Annotated in this window: 18 protein-coding genes; 5 read left to right on the forward strand and 13 right to left on the reverse strand. The window is 71.8% G+C overall.

The genetic code is table 11. The features are described 5' to 3' along the window. Positions 1-145: 145 nt before the first annotated feature. The gene (locus AB0G59_RS12475; RefSeq protein WP_360910742.1) at positions 146-2,311 is read left to right on the forward strand and encodes a RecQ family ATP-dependent DNA helicase; all 2,166 of its coding nucleotides are present in this window, start codon (positions 146-148) and stop codon (positions 2,309-2,311) included. 218 nt (positions 2,312-2,529) lie between these two features. Next, on the forward strand, positions 2,530-3,117 hold the full coding sequence (locus AB0G59_RS12480; RefSeq protein ID WP_360910744.1) for a hypothetical protein: 588 nt from the start codon (positions 2,530-2,532) through the stop codon (positions 3,115-3,117). Positions 3,118-3,178: 61 nt separating this feature from the next. On the opposite strand, the gene AB0G59_RS12485 is transcribed toward AB0G59_RS12480, so the two are convergent. The 5 genes from AB0G59_RS12485 to abc-f form a co-directional block, all read right to left on the reverse strand. Beyond that, a complete protein-coding gene (locus AB0G59_RS12485; RefSeq protein WP_360910746.1) occupies positions 3,179-3,772 on the reverse strand; it encodes a hypothetical protein in 594 nt (197 codons plus the stop codon). A gap of 59 nt (positions 3,773-3,831) precedes the next feature. Further along, positions 3,832-4,533, reverse strand: a complete 702-nt coding sequence (locus AB0G59_RS12490; protein WP_071961829.1) for a ribonuclease HII — start codon at positions 4,531-4,533, stop codon at positions 3,832-3,834. A gap of 66 nt (positions 4,534-4,599) precedes the next feature. Next, complete coding sequence (locus AB0G59_RS12495; protein ID WP_360910749.1) at positions 4,600-5,493, reverse strand: ADP-ribosylglycohydrolase family protein; 894 nt, start codon at positions 5,491-5,493, stop codon at positions 4,600-4,602. Between the two features lie 11 nt (positions 5,494-5,504). Further along, positions 5,505-6,164, reverse strand: coding sequence for a histidine phosphatase family protein (locus AB0G59_RS12500; RefSeq protein ID WP_360910751.1), 660 nt, complete (start codon positions 6,162-6,164; stop codon positions 5,505-5,507). Positions 6,165-6,174: 10 nt separating this feature from the next. Further along, a complete protein-coding gene (gene abc-f, locus AB0G59_RS12505; RefSeq protein ID WP_360910753.1) occupies positions 6,175-7,821 on the reverse strand; it encodes a ribosomal protection-like ABC-F family protein in 1,647 nt (548 codons plus the stop codon). A gap of 106 nt (positions 7,822-7,927) precedes the next feature. Here abc-f and AB0G59_RS12510 point away from each other — a divergent pair, with 106 nt between their 5' ends. Next, entirely contained in the window at positions 7,928-8,554 is a 627-nt protein-coding gene (locus AB0G59_RS12510) for a TetR/AcrR family transcriptional regulator (protein ID WP_360910755.1), read from the forward strand. A 49-nt stretch (positions 8,555-8,603) separates the two neighbouring features. Here the strand turns inward: AB0G59_RS12510 and AB0G59_RS12515 are convergent, their stop codons facing one another. The 4 genes from AB0G59_RS12515 to nrdR form a co-directional block, all read right to left on the reverse strand. Beyond that, positions 8,604-9,209 carry a YdbC family protein gene (locus AB0G59_RS12515; protein WP_071961837.1) on the reverse strand — a complete coding sequence of 202 codons (606 nt, stop codon included), beginning with the start codon at positions 9,207-9,209 and terminating at the stop codon, positions 8,604-8,606. Positions 9,210-9,242: 33 nt separating this feature from the next. Beyond that, on the reverse strand, positions 9,243-10,043 hold the full coding sequence (locus AB0G59_RS12520; RefSeq protein ID WP_360910757.1) for an arylamine N-acetyltransferase: 801 nt from the start codon (positions 10,041-10,043) through the stop codon (positions 9,243-9,245). Between the two features lie 198 nt (positions 10,044-10,241). Beyond that, on the reverse strand, positions 10,242-13,115 hold the full coding sequence (locus tag AB0G59_RS12525; RefSeq protein WP_360910760.1) for a vitamin B12-dependent ribonucleotide reductase: 2,874 nt from the start codon (positions 13,113-13,115) through the stop codon (positions 10,242-10,244). A 111-nt stretch (positions 13,116-13,226) separates the two neighbouring features. Then, positions 13,227-13,763: a transcriptional regulator NrdR gene (nrdR, locus tag AB0G59_RS12530; protein ID WP_360910762.1), complete on the reverse strand. Its 537-nt coding sequence runs from the start codon at positions 13,761-13,763 to the stop codon at positions 13,227-13,229. Between the two features lie 555 nt (positions 13,764-14,318). On the opposite strand from nrdR, the gene lexA reads away from it, so the two are divergent. Continuing rightward, a complete protein-coding gene (gene lexA / locus AB0G59_RS12535) occupies positions 14,319-15,104 on the forward strand; it encodes a transcriptional repressor LexA (RefSeq protein WP_071961841.1) in 786 nt (261 codons plus the stop codon). Between the two features lie 108 nt (positions 15,105-15,212). Here the strand turns inward: lexA and AB0G59_RS12540 are convergent, their stop codons facing one another. From AB0G59_RS12540 to AB0G59_RS12555, 4 genes are all read right to left on the reverse strand, one after another. After that, complete coding sequence (locus tag AB0G59_RS12540; protein WP_360910764.1) at positions 15,213-17,192, reverse strand: ATP-dependent DNA helicase; 1,980 nt, start codon at positions 17,190-17,192, stop codon at positions 15,213-15,215. A 125-nt stretch (positions 17,193-17,317) separates the two neighbouring features. Next, entirely contained in the window at positions 17,318-18,091 is a 774-nt protein-coding gene (locus tag AB0G59_RS12545; RefSeq protein ID WP_360910767.1) for a GNAT family N-acetyltransferase, read from the reverse strand. Between the two features lie 23 nt (positions 18,092-18,114). Next, on the reverse strand, positions 18,115-20,034 hold the full coding sequence (locus tag AB0G59_RS12550) for an IucA/IucC family protein (protein WP_360910769.1): 1,920 nt from the start codon (positions 20,032-20,034) through the stop codon (positions 18,115-18,117). A gap of 19 nt (positions 20,035-20,053) precedes the next feature. After that, the gene (locus tag AB0G59_RS12555; RefSeq protein WP_360910771.1) at positions 20,054-21,577 is read right to left on the reverse strand and encodes an aminotransferase class III-fold pyridoxal phosphate-dependent enzyme; all 1,524 of its coding nucleotides are present in this window, start codon (positions 21,575-21,577) and stop codon (positions 20,054-20,056) included. Positions 21,578-21,837: 260 nt separating this feature from the next. Here AB0G59_RS12555 and AB0G59_RS12560 point away from each other — a divergent pair, with 260 nt between their 5' ends. Further along, the gene (locus AB0G59_RS12560) at positions 21,838-23,043 is read left to right on the forward strand and encodes a hypothetical protein (RefSeq protein ID WP_360910773.1); all 1,206 of its coding nucleotides are present in this window, start codon (positions 21,838-21,840) and stop codon (positions 23,041-23,043) included. Positions 23,044-23,076: the final 33 nt, after the last annotated feature.

The raw sequence follows: 23,076 nt of genomic DNA on the forward strand, positions 1-23,076 counted from the left end.
CCGCGGCCCCGGGAGAGCCCGCCAGCCCTGTGGATAACTCCAGACATCTTGTCGTACTAACTCTGTGGATAACCGCCTGCCCGGGTTTTCCACAGGTCCGGCGGCCCATTCGCGCTTTGTCAGTGCCCTCGTGTTGCATGGGGCCATGACCAACGAAGCCCTCCGCACCTCGGCGGACACCGTTCTCGCCCGCCTCGTCGGAGACACCACGGGTACGGCGAGACTGCGCGAGGACCAGTGGCGCGCGATCGAGGCGCTCGTCGCCGACCGTCGCCGCGCGCTGGTCGTGCAGCGCACCGGCTGGGGCAAGTCCGCGGTGTACTTCGTCGCGACCGCGCTGCTGCGCGAGCGCGGCGCCGGCCCGACGGTGATCGTTTCCCCGCTGCTCGCGCTCATGCGGAACCAGGTGGACGCGGCCGCCCGGGCGGGCATCCACGCCCGCACGATCAACTCCTCCAACACCGAGGAGTGGGAGACCGTGCAGGCCGAGGTGGCGGCGGGCGAGGTCGACGTGCTGCTGGTGAGCCCCGAGCGGCTCAACAATCCCGACTTCCGCGACCAGGTGCTGCCCAAGCTCGCCGCCGCCACCGGCCTGCTGGTCGTCGACGAGGCCCACTGCATCTCCGACTGGGGCCACGACTTCCGCCCGGACTACCGCCGGCTGCGCACCATGCTGGCCGACCTGCCGCCGGGCGTGCCCGTGCTCGCGACCACCGCCACGGCCAACGCCCGTGTCACCGCCGACGTCGCCGAACAGCTGGGCACGGGCGAGGGCGCGGAGGAGGCGCTCGTCCTGCGTGGCCCGCTGGACCGGGAGAGCCTGAGCCTGAGCGTGCTGAGCCTGCCGGACGCCGCCCACCGGCTGGCCTGGCTCGCCGACCACCTCGACGACCTGCCGGGCTCCGGGATCATCTACACCCTGACCGTCGCGGCGGCCGAGGAGGTGACGGCCTTCCTTCGCCGGCGCGGGCACACCGTGGCGTCGTACACGGGCAAGACGGAGAACGCCGACCGGCAGCAGGCGGAGGAGGACCTGCTCGCCAACCGGGTCAAGGCGCTCGTGGCCACCTCCGCGCTGGGCATGGGCTTCGACAAGCCGGACCTCGGCTTCGTGGTCCACCTGGGCTCGCCCTCCTCCCCCATCGCCTACTACCAGCAGGTGGGCCGCGCCGGCCGTGGCGTGCAGCACGCCGAGGTGCTGCTGCTGCCGGGCCGCGAGGACGAGGCGATCTGGAAGTACTTCGCCTCGCTGGCCTTCCCTCCCGAGGAGCAGGTCCGCCGCACGCTGGACGTACTGGCCGCCGCCGGGCGTCCGGTGTCGCTGCCCGCTCTTGAGCCCCAGGTGGAGCTTCGACGCTCCCGGCTGGAGACCATGCTCAAGGTCCTCGACGTGGACGGGGCCGTCCACCGGGTGCGCGGGGGCTGGACCTCGACGGGCGAGCCCTGGGTGTACGACGCCGAGCGGTACGCATGGGTCGCGCGCCAGCGCGAGGCGGAGCAGCAGGCGATGCGCGAGTACGCCACGACCACGCAGTGCCGGATGGAGTTCCTGCGGCGCCAGCTGGACGACGAGCAGGCCGCCCCGTGCGGACGGTGCGACAACTGCGCGGCTCCCCGGTTCACCGCGGATGTCTCCTCCGGGGCGCTGGACGCCTCCCGGGGCGAGCTGGGCCGCCCGGGAGTGGAGGTGGAGCCGCGACGGATGTGGCCGACGGGCATGCCTGCGGTCGGCGTGGACCTCAAGGGCCGTATCCCGGCGGGCGAGCAGGCCTCTCCCGGCCGGGCGCTGGGGCGGCTCTCCGACATCGGCTGGGGCAACCGGCTGCGTCCCCTCCTCGCCCCGCAGGCTCCGGACGCCGAGATTCCGGACGATGTGGCCGACGCCGTGGTCACCGTTCTGACCGACTGGGCCCGGGGGCCCGGCGGTTGGGCATCGGGGGCACCGGACGCTCCCGCCCGGCCGGTGGGTGTCGTCACCGTCGCCTCCCGCACCCGGCCGCGCCTGATCGGCTCCCTGGGCGAGCGCATCGCCCGGATCGGCCGCATGCCGATGCTCGGCACGGTCGAGTACGGGCACGGGGAAGCGGACACGCGGGTGCCGCGTACCAACAGCGCACAGCGTCTGCGGGCATTGGACGGAGCGCTGACCGTCCCTCCGGCCCTCGCCGAGGCGCTGGCCTCGGCCGGTGGTCCGGTGCTGCTCGTGGACGATCTGGCGGATACGGGCTGGACGCTCGCCGTGGCGGCACGGCTGCTGCGGCGATCCGGGGCGAAGGAGGTGTTTCCGCTGGTCCTGGCCGTCCAGGGGTGAGCGCGGACGGGCAGGAGAGGCGAAGGGGAATTTCGTCGGCGGACCGCCAGATACCGGTCAGTGGCGCCAATTGATCGTTGCCGCACGGCCGGTGGGACCGCGAGAATTGGACCGACTCCCCACTCCCGCCCGTCGGCGGCCTGCCGGGACCGCCGTCGCGGCGTGCCGCCCTGCCTGCATCCCGCCCGACCAGCGGGCGTGCAGACGAAGGGAGAATCATGGCCTTCGGCACCGCCTCGCCGCCGTCCGCCGACTCCGTCACCCGTCTGAGCAGGCTGCTCGAGCCCGCTGAGTGGGTCGCGTCCGGAGTCCCCCCGCTACGCAGTCCGCGCGAGGTCGTCAGGGGGCTGTACGCCAGGCACCGGCCGGCTCCGTCCACAGCCGTCGCCGCCGTCTTCCATTCGGACGACCGGCTGGCGGCAAGCGCCTCCTTCGCCCGGCCGGCCATGCGGACGAGCGCCACCGACGGCTGGGAGCTGCGCAACGCACTGCTCTCGCAGCTCCGTCTGGTGATCCCGCACGACCTGCGCAGACGCACCCCGGCCCGTACGGCCGTACTGCTCTACTGCCGCGAGGGCGAGGCCCATTGGACCGAGGAGGACGGCGCCTGGATGTGGGCGCTGCGGGACGCCTGCACGCTGCACGGGCTGCGCTGCGGCGCCTACATCACGCTCACCGCGGCCGGCTGGCACATCCTGGGCGAGGGGCGCAGCGGGCGCTACCCCCGCTCCTCCGCACGTCCGGCCGCGCCGATCGGCTTCGGCGGCGGGGCGCCCGAAGCGCACCGCCACACGGCCGCCCGGTGACACGGGAGGACACGGCGGCCGACGCGCTCCCTCAGGAGCGGACGGCCACCGCGATCACCCGTCAGGCGCTGGCGGGCAGAAGGGCGTTGACCCGCTGCGGATCGCCGCAGACGATCAGCAGCGCACCCGCGCGGGCCATGGCCGCGGGAAGCGCACCAGCCACCGCCGCGTCCGAACCGCCGTTGACGGCGACGACCACGACGGGGCGGGTCGAGATCCGGTCGGCATCGGCGGCCGCGTAGAAGACGTCCTCCGCGGCATCGTGCTGCGCCCAGTAGGACGCCTCGCCGAAGGACAGCTCGTGCGCGGCCCACGGGTGTGCCTCACCGGTGGTGAGGACCAGGACCTCGCCGGGCGACCGGCCGGTGTCGAGCAGCAGGTCGACGGCCTCGTCCGCGGCGTCCAGGGCACCCTGCGCCGAGGCGGGGATCAGCTGGATCTGCGGCGTGGCCGCCTGCGCGCCCACCTCAGCGGCACGCGGGGCGCGCGGGGAGGGAACGGGTCCGCTGCGCGGGCCGGGGCTGCCGGACCGCGTCGGAGCCGGGCGGGGACCAGGGACAGGGCGGGGGGTCATCGCGGGGCGGCCGGCGGCCGGAACTGCGCGGGGACCCGGGACACTCTCGTGAATCTGAGGCTCCTCGGGGATGAGAGGCATGAAATGATGTTTATCAAACGCCGGTGCGAGTCGCGTCGGCGGGTGGCGTTTTGGGCCACTCAGAAGTCGAAGCCGAGCTGGCCTCCGGCCTCCAATGCCACGTTTTCCGGGGCGATACGGGCCCGCTTGAGGTGCTGCCACTTGGGCAGCGCGTCCAGGTAGGACCAGGACAGCCGGTGGTGCGGGGTCGGGCCCAGCTCTTCCAGGGCGGCGCGGTGCACCGGCGAGGGGTATCCGGCGTTGTCGCAGAACCCGAAGTCGGTGTGGCTCGCGCCCAGTTCGGCCATCATCGTGTCGCGCCGCACCTTGGCGATCACGGAGGCCGCCGCCACGGCCACACAGGACTGGTCGCCCTTGATGACCGTACGGACCTTCCACGGGTCGCCGAGGTAGTCGTGCTTGCCGTCGAGGATCACCGCGTCCGGCCGCACGGGCAACGCCTCCAGGGCGCGCGTCGCGGCCAGCCGCAGGGCCGCCGTCATGCCCAGCTCGTCGATCTCCTGCGGGGAGGAGTGGCCCAGGGCGTAGGCCGTGACCCACGTCTCCAGGGTCTCGGCGAGCGCGGTGCGCCGCTTGAGCGTCAGCAGCTTGGAGTCCGTGAGGCCCTCGGGCGGACGGCGCAGGCCGGTGATGGCCGCGCACACGGTGACGGGTCCGGCCCAGGCGCCCCGGCCGACCTCGTCCACACCGGCGACGATCTTTGCTCCGGTCGTCGCTCGGAGCGAGCGCTCGACGCTGTGGGTAGGCGGTTGGTAGGGCATGGCGCCTGTAAGGTTACGCCCCCGCGCCCGGCGTGTCCCGCCCCGCCCCCACTCCTCGCCCTGCGCTCAGCGCGCGGCCCGCGGCAGCCAGTCGGGGAGCGCCTCGGTGTGCCGCAGCCAGTCCGCCGGCGGAGCGCCTCGTTCCGCTGCGGCGACCACGCCGCCCGCGATCGCGGAGGTGGTGTCCACATCGCCGCCGGCCTGCGCCGTCGTCCAGAACGCCTCCTCGAACGAGTCGAGATGGCGGGCCGCCGCCCACAGCGCGAACGGCACGGTGTCATGTGCGCTGGTACGGCGGCCGCAGCCCAGGACGGCGGCGACGGTGGTCGCGTCGCCGTAGTCGAGCATGTCGCGGGCTCGGCGCAGCCCCGCCTGGACCGCGCTGCGCGGCACGAGTGCGATCACGCCGTCCAGCAGGGCCTCGGGGGTGACGGTCCCCGCTGGGCCGGCGGCGATGGCGGAAGCGGCGGCCACGGCCATGCTGCCGGCCACCGCTTCGCGGTGCTGGTGGGTGGTGTAGGCCGAGATCTCCGCCTGGTGGGTCGCCTGCTCGGGGTCGTCGGCGTACCAGGCGCCGAGCGGGGCGATGCGCATGGCGGCGCCGTTGCCCCAGGAGCCCTGGCCCTTGAACAGGGCGGCGGCCAGCTCCCGCCAGTCGCCGCCTTCCCTGACCAGGCGCAGCATGCGGTTGACCGCCGGGCCGTAGCCGCGGTCGAAGTCGTGGTGCTCGGCGAAGGACTGTGCGAGGGCGTCCTGGTCGATGCGGCCGTGCCGGGCGAGGACGGCCAGCACGGAGCAGGCCATCTCGGTGTCGTCGGTCCATTGCCAGGGTGCGGGCGGCAGCTCGCGGCGCTTGAGCGACGGATAGTTGGCGGGGACGAAGAACTGGGAGCCGAGGGCGTCGCCCACGGCCAGCCCTCGCAGGCTCGCCAGGGCTCGGGGGAATCGGTCAGCTGTCATCGCTGCGAACTCTAACCGGTGAAGCCATACGATTCGGGGGTGCACCAGCGGTCGAACGGCCGGTCCAGGTGATACCTGCCGTCCGGTCCGAGCAGCAGCATGCGCGTCTCGCCGTTGCCGGGATTCGACAGACATTCGAACTCGGCGACGCTCCAGTGCAGCCACCTCATGCAGAACAGCCGCATGGTCAGGCCATGGGTGACGAGCAGGACGTTCGGCGGGTGGCCGGGGTCCTCGAAGCTGCGCCACAGGCTCTCCAGGAAGGAGCCGACCCGGTCGTAGACGTCGGCGCCCGACTCGCCCTGCGCGAAGCGGTAGAAGAAGTGGCCGTAGGTGTCCCGGTAGGCCTTCTGGCGGCGCACGTCCTCCCGCTCCTGCCAGTTTCCCCAGTCCTGCTCCCTCAGGCGCGGCTCCTCCCGGACGCGGATCCGGCTCGGGTCGAGGCCGAGGGCATGGAAGGTCTGATGGGTGCGCCGGTACGGCGAGACGTAGGCGGAGACGTATTCCTCCCCGAACACCGCCCGCAGCCGCAGGCCGGCCGCCTCGGCCTGCTTGCGGCCGGTCGTCGTCAGCGACAGGGCGTGGTCGGGCTCGCGTTCGTAGACGGTGTCGTCGACATTGCCTTCGGACTCTCCGTGCCGGAGGAGGACTATGCGCCGGGGCCGTGCCATGCCGTCAACCCTAGTTCGAGCCGTCGGCGGCCGCCTCGTGGGTCCGGGTGAGCAGTGCCCGGCCGGCGCGTATTTCGCACCGGTGGCCGGTGAAGCGACGGTGCAGCGCCCGGTCGTGGGAGACGATCACCAGGGCCCCGGCCCACGCGTCCAAAGCCTGCTCGAGCTGCTCGACCAGGCCGAGGGCGAGGTGATTGGCGGGCTCGTCGAGCAGCAGCAGGTCGGCGGGGCGGGCCAGCAGCCGGGCGAGGGCGAGGCGGCGGCGCTGTCCGGCCGAGAGCGATCCGACGGGCACGTGAAGGTCGCGTTCCCGGAAGAGTCCGTAGGACAACAGGAGGGCCTCCTGCTCTTCGTCCGTCCCCGGCAGCCCTCGGCGGAAGGCCTCCAGCAGCCGCTCGGCCGGTCGGCTCACGGGAATCTCCTGGGCGAGGTAGCCGATGCGGCCGCTCCTGTGGACCGTGCCGGTGTCGGGCCGGGCGACCCCCGCCATCAGGCGCAGCAGCGTCGACTTCCCGGCGCCGTTGGCCCCGTGCACCAGCAGCCGCTCCCCTGCCCGTACCTCCAGGGCGTCGACGGCGAGGCGGTCGCCGACCCGTACGTTCTCGAGCGTCACGAGGGCCCCTCCTGCGGTTCCCACGGCCGGCCGGGCGGTGAAGCGCAGCGGTTCCGGCGGACGGGGCACGGGAGTCTCCTCCAGTCTGCGAAGCCGTTCCCGGGCATTGCGCACGCGGCTGGAGACCGAGGACTGCACGCGCGCCTTGTCCCGGTCGTAGGCCATCTTGTTGCCGTCCTTGATGGCACGTCCCTGGGCCACGGCGCGGGCGGTGGTCCGGGCGGTCTCGGTGAGCGCCTCGGTCTCCGCACACCAGCGTTCGTATGCCTCTTCCCACCGTCGGCGGGCCGCGGTGTGCTCCGCGAGGTAGCCGGCGTAGCCGCCGCCGTAGCGGACCAGGGTCCGCCGGTCGGCGTCGACCTCGACCACGGCGGTGGCGACGCGTTCGAGGAAGACCCGGTCGTGGGAGATGGCCACCACTGTGCCGCGATGGGCGTGCAGGGCGTCCTCCAGCCAGGCCAGGGACGCGCCGTCCAGATGGTTGGTGGGTTCGTCCAGCAGCATGACCTCGGGTGCGGCGGCGAGGGTGCAGGCCAGGCCGAGCCGGGCCTGTTCGCCGCCCGAGAGGGTGCCCAGGCGGCGGTCCCGGTCGAGATGGCCGACGCCCAGGCCGTGCAGGGCCTTGTCGACCCGGGCGTCGGCTTCGTAACCGCCGCGGGCCTCGAAGGCCGTGAGCAGGTCCCCGTATTCCTCGAGCGTGCCGGGTCCGGCCGTGGCCAGGGTGGTCTCCAGCTCGCGCAGGCGACCCTCCATGGTGCGCAGTTCGGCGAGGGCCGCGTCGACCGCCTGCGCGACCGTGCCGTCCGGGGGCAGGTCGGGCGTCTGGCCGAGGTATCCGATGCCGCCGTCGGCCAAGGCCACCACCGTGCCGTCATCGGGCCGCTCCGCTTTGGCCAGGAGCTTCAGCAGGGTGGACTTTCCGGCGCCGTTCTCCCCGACGACACCGACTCTTTCGCCCGCCCGCACCGAGAGGGACACGCCGTCGAGGAGCAGGCGGTCGCCACGAGAGAGGGACACCTCGCGCAGGGAGAGCTGGGTAGGCATGAAGGGACCTCCGAGAACAGGCAGGCGACCAAACAGCAAACGCAACCAGTGTTGCGTTACGCTCAGCATGACAGAGCCCCACCCCTTAACGCAACAGGAGTTGCAGTTGCCTGCGGAGGCCCCCTCCCCCAGCACCCCGGGCACCGTGCGCCCCGGCGGCCGCACCGCCCGCACCCGTGCCGCCGTGCGCGACGCCGTCCTCACCGGACTGGCGGAGCACGGTTACCCCGGGCTGAGCGTCGAGTACGTCGCCGAGCACTCCGGCGTTCACAAGACCACGCTGTACCGCCGCTGGGGCAGCGTCGAAGGGCTGGTGGCGGACGCCCTCGATCTGGCGGGCGAGGACAGCTGGACCCCTCCGGACACCGGCTCCCTGCGAGGCGACCTGCTGGCTCTGGCCCATGAGGTCGTCGACACCTTCAGCGACCCGGTGGTCGCGGCCGCCCCCACCGCCTTCATCAGCGCGGCTTTCCAGTCCGAACGCGCCTCAGAGGCGCTGCGCCGCTTCTACGCCGAGCGCTTCGGGCGCTGCGCGCCGATGGTCGAGCGGGCCGTCGAGCGCGGCGAGGCCCCGCCCGGCACCGACGCGGGCGCGGTCGCGCGAGCGGTGTCCGCGCCGTTGTTCTTCCGGCTGTTCATCACCCGCGAACCCGTCGACGCGGCCGTGGCGGAGCAGGCAGCCGACAGCGTGCTCGCCGGGGTCCGGGCGGGGGTCTACGCCCCGGCGGCGTGACGGCGGACGGCACTCCTGACGCCGGGCCGGGAACGCCCCGGGCCGGTCGTCACACCGTCCACGCCTGCTCTATCTCCACGACGTCGCCGGTGATGGCCGCGACGTCGGCCTCGGTCTGCGCCCGAAGACCGAGCCGCTCCACCCGGTCCGCACGGTATTTCCCGTGCTCGGCCTCGGAGTTCCACATCGACAGCACGAGGAACTCCTGGCCGGGCGCTTCGCCGAAGACGCCGCGCAGCATTCCGGGCGAGCCGGCCATCGCCGGATTCCACACCTTCTCCTGCATGAGCGTGAAGTGCTCGACCCGGTTCTCACGGACCCGGCAGTGGGCGAAGCGCACGACGTCCGCATCCGTGAACTGCGGCCGGAATCCGACCTTCACATCGAAGCGGTGCTCGAAGAGCCGCACCTGGGTGTTCCTGAACGTGCCGACCTGCGAGGCCGCCAGCCGGTCGTGCGAGCGCGCCATGAAGGAGTCGTAGAACGCCCGGCTCTCCCAGAAGCCGAAGAGGTGCACCACATCGGGGCGCGCCCGGCTCCAGCCTCCCCCCTGCCCCCGGAACCCGGGCTCACCGAGCAACCCCGCCCACTTCCGCTGCCCCCGCTCGAACCCACGGCGGTCCACCACGGTGCAGCGAATCCACTTGACCAGCACCGAGCCATCGTACGGCTCAGGCAGTGGCCCGGGTCACGTACCGGAGGAGTACACGCGGGCGAGCGTCGAGGAATCCGCGGCGTCCAGTTCGATCCGGAACTCGCTCCGCAGTACCTCGGTCAACTCCTCCACCGGGACCACCCGTTGTTCCATCGAGCCGTCGGGATGTGCGGTCGCGAGCGTCGAGCCCACGAGCATCCGCCGTAGGCCCGGCTCCGTCTGCTGGATGATCGGCCGGGAGACGAACGGCGAGCGGGGATGCGTCGAGGTGTAGTGGTTCATCAGGACATAGTCGATCGGAAAACGGTCCTCCGGACCGACGGCGTAAAGGTCGCGCCAACCGTCCGACCGGAGCGTGCGCAGAACGTAGACGTCCTTCTCTTCACGCCCGATTCCAAACCGCCACTTTCCCTGCCCGGCTTCCGCCCCGTCCCTCAGGGGCAGCGGTTCCAGCAGGCCCTCACCGCCGAACCCGACGTCGCACAGCCACTCCTCACCGTCGGCCTCCACCTTCAAGGCCATGTGGGTGACCGGACGCAGACTCTCGCTGCCCGAACGCACCCGCGCGCCGAGCCCCGAGAAGGTGAACCCGATGCGTTCGAGAGCGGCGGCCAGCAGGGAGTTCTGTTCGTAGCAGTAGCCGCCGCGCTTCTGCGCCACCATCTTGTCCTGCAGCGCCTTGATGTCCAGCAGCACCGGACGGCCCAGGATCACCTCGAGATTCTCGAAGGGAATCGCCGCCACATGTCTGCGGTGCAGCGCCCGCAGTGTCTCCAGGTCCGGCCGGACGGGCCCCTCCCAGCCGATCCGAGCCAGATAGGCATCGAGGTCCAATTCCTCACCGCACCATATGGAATTACTCATTCCCCACCTCCGCCTTCCAGTTGATCACTGCACCAGTATTCACACAGGGGCAGGGACCCGGATACGCCGATGGGGGAGCCGGCACAAAGCCGGCTCCCCCATCGGTCATACGACGGTCAGCCGCTCACATGGAGCGACGGGCAGCGACGTACGGCGCTGACCGCGCGATCAGCTGCAGCCGCTGGTCGAACCGCAGCCCTCGCAGAGGTAGCAGCTGCCCGCACGGCGCATCTTCGTGCCGCAGGAGAAGCACAGCGGGGCGTCCGCGTTCAGGCCGAGCTGCATCTCCACCAGCTCGGTGGAGTTGTGCACCTGCTTGGGGGCCGGGGCCGGGGCGGGCTGGGCCGGGACGTCGGGCTTGGGAGCCTGGAGGTGACGCGGCGCCGACTGGGCCAGGCCCTCGACGTCCACCTCGTCGTCGCCCGCTTCGTACGACCCGGTGTCCAGGTGACGCTGACGCTCCTCGGCGGAGTGGATGCCCAGCGCCGAGCGCGTCTCGAAGGGCAGGAAGTCCAGCGCCAGGCGGCGGAAGATGTAGTCGACGATCGACTGCGCCATCCGCACGTCCGGGTCGTCCGTCATGCCGGCCGGCTCGAAGCGCATGTTGGTGAACTTCGAGACGTAGGTCTCCAGCGGGACGCCGTACTGCAGACCGACCGAGACGGCGATCGAGAAGGCGTCCATCATGCCCGCGAGGGTCGAGCCCTGCTTGGACATCTTCAGGAAGACCTCACCCAGACCGTCGTCCGGGTAGGAGTTGGCGGTCATGTAGCCCTCGGCGCCACCCACCGTGAAGGAGGTGGTGATGCCCGGACGGCCCTTGGGCAGGCGCTTGCGGACCGGACGGTACTCGACGACCTTCTCCGCGGCGGCGGGAGCGACGGCCTCGGGGGCCTTGGCCTGCTCCTTCTTCTTGGCGGAGAGCGGCTGGCCGACCTTGCAGTTGTCGCGGTAGATCGCGAGCGCCTTCAGACCGAGCTTCCAGCCCTCGAAGTAGACCTCCTCGACCTCCTCGACGGTGGCCGACTCGGGCAGGTTCACGGTCTTGGAGATCGCACCCGACAGGAACGGCTGCGCGGCGGCCATCATGCGCACGTGGCCCATGGCGGAGATCGCGCGCTCGCCCATGGCGCAGTCGAAGACCTCGTAGTGCTCGGCCTTCAGGCTCGGGGCGTCGATCACGTTGCCGTGCTCGGCGATGTGCGCGACGATCGCCTCGACCTGCTCCGGCTGGTAGCCCAGGCGCTTGAGCGCCTTGGGCACCGTGTTGTTCACGATCTGCATCGAGCCGCCGCCGACGAGCTTCTTGAACTTGACCAGGGCCAGGTCCGGCTCGACGCCCGTGGTGTCGCAGTCCATCATCAGGCCGATGGTGCCCGTGGGGGCCAGCACCGAGGCCTGGGCGTTGCGGAAGCCGTCCTTCTCGCCGAGGCGGACGACGTCCTGCCACGCCTCGGTCGCCGCGGCCCAGACCGGGGTGTCCAGGTCGTCCATGCGCAGGGCGGCGCCGTTGGCGTCGGCGTGCTGCTTCATGACGCGCTTGTGGGCGTCGGCGTTGCGGGCGTAGCCGTCGTACGGGCCGACGACCGCGGCCAGCTCGGCGGAGCGCTTGTAGGAGGTGCCGGTCATCAGCGAGGTGATGGCACCGGCGAGCGCGCGGCCGCCCTCGCTGTCGTAGGCGTGACCGGTGGCCATCAGCAGGGCGCCGAGGTTGGCGTAGCCGATGCCCAGCTGGCGGAAGGCGCGAGTGGTCTCGCCGATCTTCTCGGTCGGGAAGTCGGCGAAGCAGATGGAGATGTCCATCGCCGTGATCACGAGCTCGACGACCTTGGCGAAGCGCTCGGCGTCGAACGACTGGTTGCCCTGGTCGTCGTCGCGCAGGAACTTCATGAGGTTGAGCGAGGCGAGGTTGCACGAGGAGTTGTCCAGGTGCATGTACTCGCTGCACGGGTTGGACGCGGTGATGCGGCCCGACTCCGGCGAGGTGTGCCAGTGGTTGATCGTGTCGTCGTACTGGATGCCCGGGTCGGCGCAGGCCCAGGCCGCCTCGGCCATCTTGCGGAAGAGGCCCTTGGCGTCGACCTCCTCGATGACCTCGCCGGTCATCCGGGCGCGCAGACCGAACTTCGAGCCGCTCTCGACGGCCTTCATGAACTCGTCGTTGACACGGACGGAGTTGTTGGCGTTCTGGTACTGGACGGAGGTGATGTCATCGCCGCCCAGGTCCATGTCGAAGCCGGCGTCGCGCAGGGCGCGGACCTTCTCCTCCTCCTTCACCTTGGTCTCGATGAAGGCCTCGACGTCCGGGTGGTCGACGTCGAGCACGACCATCTTCGCCGCACGGCGCGTGGCGCCGCCCGACTTGATCGTTCCGGCGGAGGCGTCGGCGCCGCGCATGAAGGAGACGGGACCGGAGGCATTGCCGCCGGAGGAGAGCAGCTCCTTGGAGGAGCGGATGCGGGAGAGGTTCAGGCCCGCGCCGGAGCCCCCCTTGAAGATCATCCCCTCTTCCTTGTACCAGTCGAGGATCGACTCCATGGAGTCGTCGACGGAGAGGATGAAGCAGGCCGAGACCTGCTGCGGCTGCTTGGTGCCGACGTTGAACCAGACCGGCGAGTTGAAGCTGAAGACCTGGTGCAGGAGCGCGTAGGTGAGCTCGTGCTCGAAGATCTCGGCGTCCGCGGGAGAGGCGAAGTAGCCGTGCTCCTCACCGGCCGCGCGGTAGGTCTTCACGACGCGGTCGATGAGCTGGCGGAGGCTGGACTCGCGCTCGGGGGAACCGGTGGCGCCACGGAAGTACTTGCTGGTGACGATGTTGACCGCGTTCACCGACCAGAAGTCGGGGAACTCCACGCCGCACTGCTCGAAGTTGATCGAGCCGTCGCGCCAGTTGGTCATGACGACGTCACGACGCTCCCAGACCACCTCGTCGTACGGGTGCACGCCGGGGGTCGTGTGGATGCGTTCGATGCGCAGACCCTTGCCGCCCTTGTTTCCCTTGGAGCGGGAACCTCGTGCCGGGCCGCTCGTCGTCTCGGTCATGCCGCCTCCCTCTACGGGCAAAACGCCCTAATGCGCCTAATTCTTCCGGGGCGCGATGTGTTCTGTCACCCGGCTGCGCTCAGCGCGCCGGGTAGGTCTGATTGCGGCCGCTCAGTCGACGGCCACGGCGGGCGCCGGGACTTCGACGCCGGCGGCGGGACCGCCCGGGTCCGCCGCGGATGCGTCCTCGGCCTCGGCGCGACGGACTCCGTCACGCAGTTCCGTGACGGCGGCCTCGAAGTCCTCGAGCGAGTCGAACGCCTGGTACACGGACGCGAACCGCAGATACGCCACGAGGTCGAGGTCCTTGAGCGGACCGAGTATGGCGAGGCCGACGTCGTGCGTGGAGAGCTCGGCGCTGCCCGTGGCGCGCACCGCCTCCTCGACCCGCTGGCCGAGCTGGGCCAGGGCGTCCTCGGTGACCGGGCGACCCTGGCACGCCTTGCGCACTCCGGAGATGACCTTGTTGCGGCTGAAGGGCTCGGTGACCCCGCTCCGCTTGATCACCATGAGTGACGCGGTCTCCACGGTCGTGAACCGACGGGAGCAGTCGGGGCACTGGCGGCGCCTGCGGATCGAACAGCCGTCATCGGTGGTCCGGCTGTCGACGACTCGACTGTCGGGGTGCCTGCAGAAGGGGCAGTGCATGGCTCTCCACCCTCCTTCACCCTCGAGGAACCTCGAAAAAACTGTGCACGATCTCCGCCGCGACGGGCCCCTCGGGGGCTCTCGCCGAGCAGCCCCCAGCATAGGCGATGCCCGGGTCCGCGAATGACCGGGAGGGACCATCGACCACAACTTGTGGGTAGCCGCCGCCATCAAACCACTAGATCTGGTGCCGGGCACTCAACCCAGGCCGTCGCGTGTCGAGCCCCGGAAGCCGGGCGCGCCCCTGCGGGAGGGGCCCGAGGAGGCCCCCGCGGGTGCGCGGATGTCACACTGGCACCATGGCGCGGCGGCCCCGCGCGGTACCGGACGAGCCCTCCCGACCGGCTACTGTCCGTCCCGTACGGACGTCGGCACGGCCCGGGCGACTCAGCACCGAAGAGTACCGTAATGGGGCGAATTGATCTCCGTCCGTACACCCTCCAACCTGATCACGTCAGCCGATCCGCGATATTTCACTCGAACGTGTGTTTGGCGCAACCTTTCGAAAGCAACTACCGTTGTCCAGCTAGGGAGAACATCTCGAGAGGGGCCGACGTGACCACCACCGCAGACAGCGCCACCATCACCGCCCAGGACCGCTCCCAGAACCGACTCGACCAGGCACACCCGATGAACGACGCAGCCATGAACACCGAGGGCCAGAAGCCGGCCCGCTCGCTTCCCGGGCGGCCCCCGGGCATCCGGGCGGACAGCTCCGGGCTCACCGACCGGCAGCGCCGCGTGATCGAGGTGATCCGGGACTCCGTCCAGCGCCGTGGGTACCCACCTTCCATGCGCGAGATCGGCCAGGCGGTGGGGCTGTCCAGCACGTCCTCCGTCGCCCATCAGCTCATGGCCCTCGAGCGGAAGGGCTTCCTGCGCAGGGACCCTCATCGCCCCCGGGCCTACGAGGTGCGCGGCTCCGATCAGCCGAGCACCCAGCCCACCGACACCACCGGCAAGCCCGCCGCCTCCTACGTTCCCCTGGTCGGCCGGATCGCCGCCGGTGGCCCGATCCTGGCCGAGGAGTCGGTGGAGGACGTCTTCCCCCTCCCCCGCCAACTGGTGGGTGACGGCGAGCTGTTCGTCCTGAAGGTCGTCGGCGACTCCATGGTCGAGGCGGCCATCTGTGACGGCGACTGGGTGACGGTACGCCGCCAGCCCGTCGCGGAGAACGGCGACATCGTGGCCGCCATGCTCGACGGCGAAGCGACCGTCAAGCGCTTCAAGCGCGAGGACGGCCACGTCTGGCTGCTCCCCCACAACGCCGCCTACCAGCCGATTCCCGGCGACGAGGCGACCATCCTGGGCAAGGTGGTGGCGGTGCTACGGCGCGTGTGAAGCCCCGCACCGAAAGGCCGGGCCCCGGGACCACTGCGCCGGTTCCGGGGCTCTTCTTTTGCCTCTGTGCGCTCCGGTGCCACCCGGAGCACCCGACCCCTGGTGGCCTTAGTGGCCCTCCGCCTTCGCGGCCGCGTCGATCGCGGACAGGGAGCGGCGCACCTGATTACGGTCCGTGGTGTACCAGAAGTCCGGCATCGAGGCCCGCAGGAACGAGCCGTAGCGGGCCGTCGCCAGCCGGGGGTCGAGAACGGCGACCACACCACGGTCCCCCGAGGCGCGCACCAGCCGGCCGGCCCCCTGGGCCATCAGCAGAGCCGCGTGCGTCGCGGCCACGGCCATGAAGCCATTGCCGCCCGCGTCCTCCACCGCCCGCTGCCGGGCGCTCATCAGCGGATCGTCCGGCCTCGGGAAGGGCACCCGGTCCATGACGACGAGCTGGCAGCTCGGGCCCGGGACGTCCACTCCCTGCCACAGCGACAGGGTGCCGAACAGGCACGTACGGGTGTCCCCGGCGAACGTACGGATCAGCTCGCCCAGCGTCTCCTCGCCCTGCAGCAGGATCGGCATGTCGAGCCGGCCGCGCAGCTCCTCGGCCGCGGCCTGGGCCGCCCGCATCGAGGAGAACAGGCCGAGCGTGCGGCCTCCGGCGGCCTCGATGAGCTCTGCCAGCTCGTCGAGCATGTCCGTCCGGCTGCCCTCCCGCCCCGGCTGGGCGAGGTGCTTGGCGACGTACAGGATGCCCTGCTTGGGGTAGTCGAACGGCGACCCGACGTCGACGCCCTTCCACTCCGGGCAGTCCTCCCCCTCGACGCCCTCGGGCGCGAGGCCGAGGGAGGCCCCGACGCCGTTGAAGTCGCCGCCCAGCTTGAGGGTGGCCGAGGTGAGGACCACCGAGCGCTCGTTGAAGAGCTTCTCGCGCAGCAGCCCGGAGACCGACATCGGCGCGACCCGCAGCGAGGCCCCGAAGCGGTCGTGGCGCTCGTACCAGACGACGTCGTACTCCGAGCCCTCCACGATGCGCTCGGCGACCGCGTGGATGTTCTCCACGGAGGCGAGGGCCTGCTTGCGGACCGCGTCCTCGTCCTGGACGGACTTGTCGCGGGTGGTGCCGAGAGCGCTGATGACCGTGCGCGCCGCGTCGCGCAAGGACATCAGGCAGTAGCCGAGATCCTCGGGGATCTCCTCCAGCCGGCCGGGAAGGGCCAGCTCCATCAGGCGCTCGAAGCTCTCGGACGCCGTCTGCAGGGCGTCCGCCGCCTTCTCGTCGACGAGCTTGGCAGCCCGCCGGACCGCCCGGTTCACCTGGCCGGGGGTGAGCTCGCCCGTGGCGACCCCGGTGACCCGGGAGACCAGCTCGTGGGCCTCGTCGACGATCAGCACCTCATGGCTGGGCAGGACCGGCGCGCCCTCGATGGCGTCGATGGCGAGCAGCGCGTGATTGGTGACGACGACGTCGGCGAGCTTGGCGCGCTCGCGGGCCGCCTCGGCGAAGCACTCGGCGCCGTACGCGCACTTCGAGGCGCCCAGGCACTCGCGGGAGGTGACGGACACCTGCGACCACGCGCGATCGGAGACGCCCGGGGTGAGGTCGTCACGGTCGCCGGTCTCGGTCTCGTCCGCCCAGTCACGCAGCCGCAGCAGGTCCTTGCCCAGCTTGCTGGAGGGCGCGGCGGCCTCGAAGGGGTCGAACAGCCCTTCCTCCTCTTCCTGCGGCACGCCCTCGTGGAGCCGGTGCAGACAGAGGTAGTTGGACCGGCCCTTGAGCATGGCGAATTCCGGGCGGCGGCGCAGCTGCGGGTGCAGCGCGTCGACCGTCCGCGGAAGGTCACGCTCCACGAGCTGGCGCTGGAGCGCGAGCGTGGCCGTCGCGACGACCACCCGCTCGCCGTGCGCCAGGGCCGGCACGAGGTAGCCGAGCGACTTTCCGGTGCCGGTGCCGGCCTGCACGAGCAGGTGGGAACCGCCGTCGATGGCCGCGGCGACGGCTTCGGCCATGGCGACCTGACCGGGCCGCTCGGTCCCGCCGACGGCGGTGACGGCGGTGTGCAGCAGGTCGGTGAGGGAGGGCGAGGAGGTGGCAGTCATAGCGTTGCCAGCCTACGGGGCGGCACTGACATCGCGGGCCCTGATGGTCGTGCCGGTGACCGGATCGACGGGACCATGGGGCTGAGGAGCAGCGAAAGCACTCGCGTGACGGCTGCAGGTGACGCCTACAACACAGCCCGCAGCGCCCGGTCGCGGATCATCAGTGCCGCGCGCTTGTCGGGCAGCTCCACCTCGCCGGTCAGCCGGAAGCCCGCGCCGAGGAAGGCCGCGGCGGACGGGGTGTTGCGCAGGTCCGGTTCCCCGACGACGCGGTTGCAGGAGGGGCGCCGGTCCAGGACGAGGTCGGCGACCGTACGCAGCAGGAGCGTGCCCAGCCCCCGGCCCCGGTCGGCGATCTTGCCGATGAGGAAGTGGATCCCGGTGTCGTGCGGCCGGGCCGGATAGTGGCGGGCCAGTGGATCGAGGTCGGCGCGGTAGAGCTCCCAGTAGCTCATGGGGACCCCGGCGAGCACGCCGAGGCAGGGAACGCTGCGCCCGTCGCCGTCGAGCTGGCCGCGGAGGTGGGTCTCGACGACGGCATCGGACCCGGCCAGCCCCCAGAACGCCGCGACTGCCGGATCGTTCATCCACCGCGTGAGCAGCCGAAGGTCGCGCTCGACGCGGACCGGTACGAGCTGGAACGGCCCCAGCTCCGTACCGACGGGCCCCCAGTCCGCGGGGGCGTCCAGGAGGTCGGCTCCGAGCGGCGGGCCCGGGGCGGTGGCGCTCCCCGGATGGTCGCAGGCGATGAACTCGATGAGTTCCTCGGTCAGCCGGAGGTCGACCGTGTCGATGCAGTCCTCGCTGTGGAAGCCGGGGATCGGGTCCGTCAGTGGGTCGAACGACGGCGCGCTTCCACCGCCGTTCCACTCCGCGCCCGTCCCGTTCATCCTGTTCATCCCGCTCGTCCCGTCCATCGCCGTCATCCCGCTGCCGAGGCCAGGGGGTTGGCGACGGTGACGTACACGGACTGGGTGTCCACGGGTCCGACGAGTTCGTCGAGCCCTCGCAGCCTGGTCAGCATGTTGGCCTTGCAGCGCAGGGTGGGCGCCTGCAGGAGCCGCTCGGGGAGAGGGGAGCGGGTCGGTGAGGAGCCGGTGGCGGCTTCCTTGAGGAAGCGGCGGAGCGCGGCGAGCAGGATCTGTTCGTCGGCCAGACGCTGGGAGCCGAACGCACCGATCAGCCCGAGGACGTTGTTGATGCCCAGGTAGTACAGAAACCGTTCGTCAGCGACCTCGTCGGCTACGAAAGTGTCGCTCTCCTGTCCGATTCCGGGGAGGCGTTGGCCGAGGGCGGCTCGGTGGGACTCACGGAAGTAGTAGCCCTGGTTGTCGCGGAAGCGCCCGCCGACCGGCCAGCCGTCGGGGTCCAGCAGGACGAGGGTGTTCTGCTGGTGGGCCTCCAGGGCGATGCCCGCTTCGCCGTCGAGCCAGAGCAGGGGTCGTACGACGGCTTCCAGATAGCGCAGGAACCACTCCGCGGCGACGGCACCGGTGGGCCGCCCGGTGCGGAACGCCAGCCGGCCGATGGTGTCGGCGAGGCGGGAGCAGACGGCCGGCTGCCCGGCCGGTCCCTGCCGGCCGGGCCAGGGCCGGGGCGAGATGAGCCCCGCGACGCACACGGCGTCGTCGCCGGGGCCGAAGGGGTTGTGCCGGATGACGACGTCGACGCCCGGCAGCGGGGTGCCGTCGGGGGCGTCGACGGCCAGCCAGGCTGGGTCGCGGACGATGTCGAAGCCGAGGCCTCCGGGGCAGGCCGCCCGCCACCGCTCGGCGAGGCCGCCGCGCAGCAGCCGGTGCACCTCGACGCCGCGGCACAGCTCCTTGCGGAGGTTCTCCCGGCGCGAGTTGGTGATGCGCAGGCCGAGCGAGAGCTTCAGCATGGCGGGGGCGCCGGGCCGGTGCACGGTACGGACCGATGAGGTGGGGTACCAGGCGTCGCCGCGGGCACCGAGGTCGTGGAGCAGCCCGGCCTCGAAGAGCGCGGCCACGGCCGGGCGGTGGTGGAGGTCGCGCGCCTGCCAGGGGTGCACGGGCAGGGCCACCGTGTCGGCCGGAAGCTCCAGTTCGAGGCCGGGCCCGGCGAGACGGGCGGCCAGCGTGGGGGCGTCGACGGCACGGCCGCGCTCGGTCCAGGCCGAGTCCGTGGCCAGCACGGAGCGGTGGACGGCCAGCCAGTGCAGGGGGAAGCGGCCGCGCAGCTCCGGGGAGTAGTCGAACGTTTCCGCATCGGAGAGCCCTTCGCGGCTCTTGGGCGCGGGGTGCAGGGGGTGCCCCAGAAGCAGGGACTGCTCGCCGTAGAGGAAGAGCTCCCCAGCGTCCGGGTCGGCGGGCCGTTCGCGGCGGGCCGTAAGGAACGTGGCGGTACGGCGCGCGGAGTCCGCGACCCTGGCGACGAGTTCGGCCCCGTCCTCCGTGGGGGGCCGGCCGGTCTGCGCCGCCCGGTGGGCGGCTTCGCGGCCGAGCAGGGCGGCGAGGGTGACGGCGTCGAAGGCGGGGGCGTCGTCGGGTCCGCCGGTGAGGGTGACCCTGCCGAAGCGGTGCCAGCCGGTGGCGGACCAGTAGCGCACGGGGACGGTCAGGGGGATGCCGCTGGCGTTGAGCGGCAGGTAGAGGATGTCGCCGTGGGGCCGGGGGATGTCGTGTTCGCGCACCCAGCAGCGCAGCAGGTTCTCCACGGTGGCGGCGTCCGCGGCGGCGTGCGGGTCGGGGTGGTCCAGCGGGTCGGTGGCGCCGCCGGCGCCATGGACCTGCGCCTCGCCGCGTGGGCCGGCCGGGCGGGGCACTGCCGGGGACCGGTCCGGGCCGGCGGCGGACGCGTCGGCGTGGAGGGGTGCGTTCATGCGGTGTGCGGCGGGCATGTCACGGCGTTCCGGCCGGGGATGCGGCGCCTTCCTCCTTCGGCGTTCTCGGGTGGGGGATCCGCTGGGCGGTGCGGGAGACCGTGGCGATGGCGTCGGACAGCCGGTCGAGGACGGCTTCGGTCTGTTCGTCGGTGATGGTCAGGGGCGGCAGCAGGCGGACCACGCAGGAATCGCGGCCGCCCAGGGCGACGATCAGGCCGCGCCGGAGGCATTCCTGCTGCACGGCGGCGGCCAGCGCCGGGCTCGCGGGGGACGGGCCGACACCCGCGGCGGGGTGGTCAGGACCGGTGCCCAGGGCCGCGAGGTCGAGCTCCCCGCAGAGACCGGGGTCGTACGCACCGGGCACCGCGGCCACCGGCCGGCAGGAACCGGTGTCACGGGCGGTCGTCTCCTCCGCCCCGGGGTCGACGAACTCGATGCCGATCATCAGCCCTCTGCCCCGCACGTCACCGACGCAGTCGTGTTCGCGTGCCAGGGGGCGCAGCCGGTCCAGCATGCGCCGGCCGAGCAGGGCCGCGCGCTCGGCCAGGGCGTTCTCCCTGATGTGGCGCAGGGTCGCGGTGCCCGCGGCCATGGCGAGCTGGTTGCCGCGGAAGGTGCCCTCGGGCTCGGCGGACCGCCCGGTCCCGAGGTCTTCGTGGTGGACGACGACGGCGAGCGGCAGGCTGCCGCCGATGGCCTTGGACAGGACCATCACGTCCGGGACGATTCCGCTGTGCTCGACGGCCCAGAAGGCGCCCGTCCGGCCGGCCCCCGTCTGGGTCTCGTCGGCGATGAGGGGGATGGCGCGGGCCGTGGTGATCTCGCGCAGGCTGCGCAGCCAGCCGTCGGGGGCCGGGAGGACCCCGCCCTCGTCCTGCACGGGTTCGACGATCAGTCCGGCCGGGTCTCCCGCGCCGCCGGTGTCGTCGAGCAGGGTCTCGGTCCAGCGCACCGACAGCCTCTCGCCGGCCTCGCCGCCGACCCCGAACGGGCAGCGGTAGTCCTGCGGGAACGGCAGCCTGACCGCCCTCGTCTCCCACGCCGCGCCGGAGCCCGGCATTCCCTGGGAGGAGCCGGAAGAGGCCAGCAGCCCGTCGCGGCCGGTCGCGGCCCGCACGAGCCGGACGGCGGCCTCCCTCGCGTCGGCGTCGGCCGGTCCGCAGAAACGGATCCGGGCCGAGTCGGCCAGGCCGCGCGGGAGCGTGGCGAACAGCTCGCCGGTGAAGGCCTCCTCCACCGGGGTGGCCAGGTCCAGGGCGTGCAGCGGAGCGCCGGAGTCGAGGACGCGACGGATGGCTTCCAGCACGACGGGGTGGTTGTGTCCGAGCGCCAAGGTGCCGGCCCCCGAGACGCAGTCCAGATAGCGGCGGCCGTCGGCGCCCTCGATCGTCAGTCCCCGGGCGCGCACCGGCACGACGGGCAGCGACCGGGCGTACGTACGGGCCGCGCTCTCGCGTGACGACTGCCGCCGGGCGGCGGTCTCGTGGGCCTGCGGCGACGCCGCGGACGGTGCCGGCAGCGGTGGTCGGGTCGGGGCCATGGCTCGGTTACTTCCTCCTGCCGCTGAACGATGGTCGGGCGTCCCCCGTACGTACCAACGACGCCGAGAGCTGCGGATCACGGCCCGGGCTCAAGATCCTTCGTTCCGGAACCGCGGACCCGCCCATGTCCGTCTCTCCCGGCACCGGCATAGTGGGGCCCTGCCCCATGCCGGGGCGGTGCATGACAAGTTCACGACATTCCGTGCTCAGAGCGGACATTCGCCAAGAGCGAGTGCAGATCACAGGGGGAGCCCACTCCATGCCATCGAAACGCCGGCCGGCCCTGGCGGCCGCCGCCCTCGCCGCCGCGCTGGCGCTGACCGCCACCGCGTGCGGCCCGAGCGACGACAAGGCCTCGGGCGAAGCCAAGCCCAGCGCGGCCGCGGGTCAGAAGGGCGACGACTTCCCGAGCCTGCCCAAGGGGATCCCCACCCAGGACCTGGAGAAGTGGAAGAAGAAGTGGAAGGACGGCGCCTGGAAGAACTGGGACAAGGAGCAGTGGCTCCGTGAGGCCCGTGACTTCATCAACCCCATCATCGAGGGCCACTGGAAGCCCGACACGATGAAGGACGCGCGCGCCAGCGACAAGACGCTCGCGACGCAGGGCGCCCCGGGTACGGTGCCGGGCGGCGGCAGCGCCAGCGACCAGGGCGTCACCGACCCCGAGCCGCGGCCGGTCCAGGCCAAGGCCGTCGGCCTGCCGTACCACAACAACGCCGCTCCGGTGGGCAAGGTGTTCTTCGACAGCCCCGAGGGCCACATGGTCTGCTCGGCGACGGTCGTCAAGGACCCGGCACACCCCGGCAAGTCCAACATGGTGTGGACCGCGGGCCACTGCGTGCACGCCGGCAAGAAGGGCGGCTGGTACCGCAACATCGCCTTCGTGCCGTCGTACAACGACAAGGGCCTGCCGGGCGCGCAGGTCAACAGCGCGCCGGTGACGGACGTCGCTCCGTACGGCGTGTGGTGGGCGGACTGGGCGCAGACGTCCTCGCAGTGGATCACCCAGGGTGCCGAGACCGGTGGCGCCGGCGCTCCCTACGACTTCTCCGTGCTGCACGTGAAGTCGGAGAACGGCAACGGCAAGTCGCTCGAGGAGACGGTGGGCAACGCCCTCACCGTCGACTTCAGCACCCCGCAGGTGAAGTCCATCCAGAGCATGGGCGCCTGGGGCTACCCGGCCGCGCCGCCCTTCGACGGCCAGAAGATGTACGACTGCGTCGACAGGCCGGGTCGTCTGACCATCGAGCCCTCGCAGCCGACGATGTACCGCATCGGCTGCACCATGACCGGTGGTTCGTCCGGCGGCGGCTGGTTCGCCAAGGGCCCCGACGGCAAGGCCGTGCTGGTCTCGAACACCTCGATCGGCCCGGCCAACAGCACCTGGCTGGCGGGCCCGCGCCTGGGCCCGGAAGCCAAGGGCGTCTACGACGCGCTCAGCCAGAAGTTCGCGAACAAGCGCTAGAACAAGCGCCAGCCGTAGCGGCAACGCACGAGG

Origin of the sequence: Streptomyces sp. NPDC021096 (genome assembly GCF_040641275.1) — a bacterium.
GTDB lineage: Bacteria > Actinomycetota > Actinomycetes > Streptomycetales > Streptomycetaceae > Streptomyces.

Coding starts and splice junctions, on each gene's coding strand:
- AB0G59_RS12555 (WP_360910771.1), bottom strand. CDS start 21,577: ATGGCCCCGACCCGACCACCGCTGCCGGCACCGTCCGCGGCGTCGCCG.
- nrdR (WP_360910762.1), bottom strand. CDS start 13,763: ATGCACTGCCCCTTCTGCAGGCACCCCGACAGTCGAGTCGTCGACAGC.
- AB0G59_RS12525 (WP_360910760.1), bottom strand. CDS start 13,115: ATGACCGAGACGACGAGCGGCCCGGCACGAGGTTCCCGCTCCAAGGGA.
- AB0G59_RS12475 (WP_360910742.1), top strand. CDS start 146: ATGACCAACGAAGCCCTCCGCACCTCGGCGGACACCGTTCTCGCCCGC.
- AB0G59_RS12560 (WP_360910773.1), top strand. CDS start 21,838: ATGCCATCGAAACGCCGGCCGGCCCTGGCGGCCGCCGCCCTCGCCGCC.
- AB0G59_RS12540 (WP_360910764.1), bottom strand. CDS start 17,192: ATGACTGCCACCTCCTCGCCCTCCCTCACCGACCTGCTGCACACCGCC.
- AB0G59_RS12550 (WP_360910769.1), bottom strand. CDS start 20,034: ATGAACGCACCCCTCCACGCCGACGCGTCCGCCGCCGGCCCGGACCGG.
- AB0G59_RS12500 (WP_360910751.1), bottom strand. CDS start 6,164: ATGGCACGGCCCCGGCGCATAGTCCTCCTCCGGCACGGAGAGTCCGAA.
- AB0G59_RS12485 (WP_360910746.1), bottom strand. CDS start 3,772: ATGCCTCTCATCCCCGAGGAGCCTCAGATTCACGAGAGTGTCCCGGGT.
- AB0G59_RS12495 (WP_360910749.1), bottom strand. CDS start 5,493: ATGACAGCTGACCGATTCCCCCGAGCCCTGGCGAGCCTGCGAGGGCTG.
- AB0G59_RS12480 (WP_360910744.1), top strand. CDS start 2,530: ATGGCCTTCGGCACCGCCTCGCCGCCGTCCGCCGACTCCGTCACCCGT.
- AB0G59_RS12545 (WP_360910767.1), bottom strand. CDS start 18,091: ATGAACAGGATGAACGGGACGGGCGCGGAGTGGAACGGCGGTGGAAGC.
- AB0G59_RS12490 (WP_071961829.1), bottom strand. CDS start 4,533: ATGCCCTACCAACCGCCTACCCACAGCGTCGAGCGCTCGCTCCGAGCG.
- abc-f (WP_360910753.1), bottom strand. CDS start 7,821: ATGCCTACCCAGCTCTCCCTGCGCGAGGTGTCCCTCTCTCGTGGCGAC.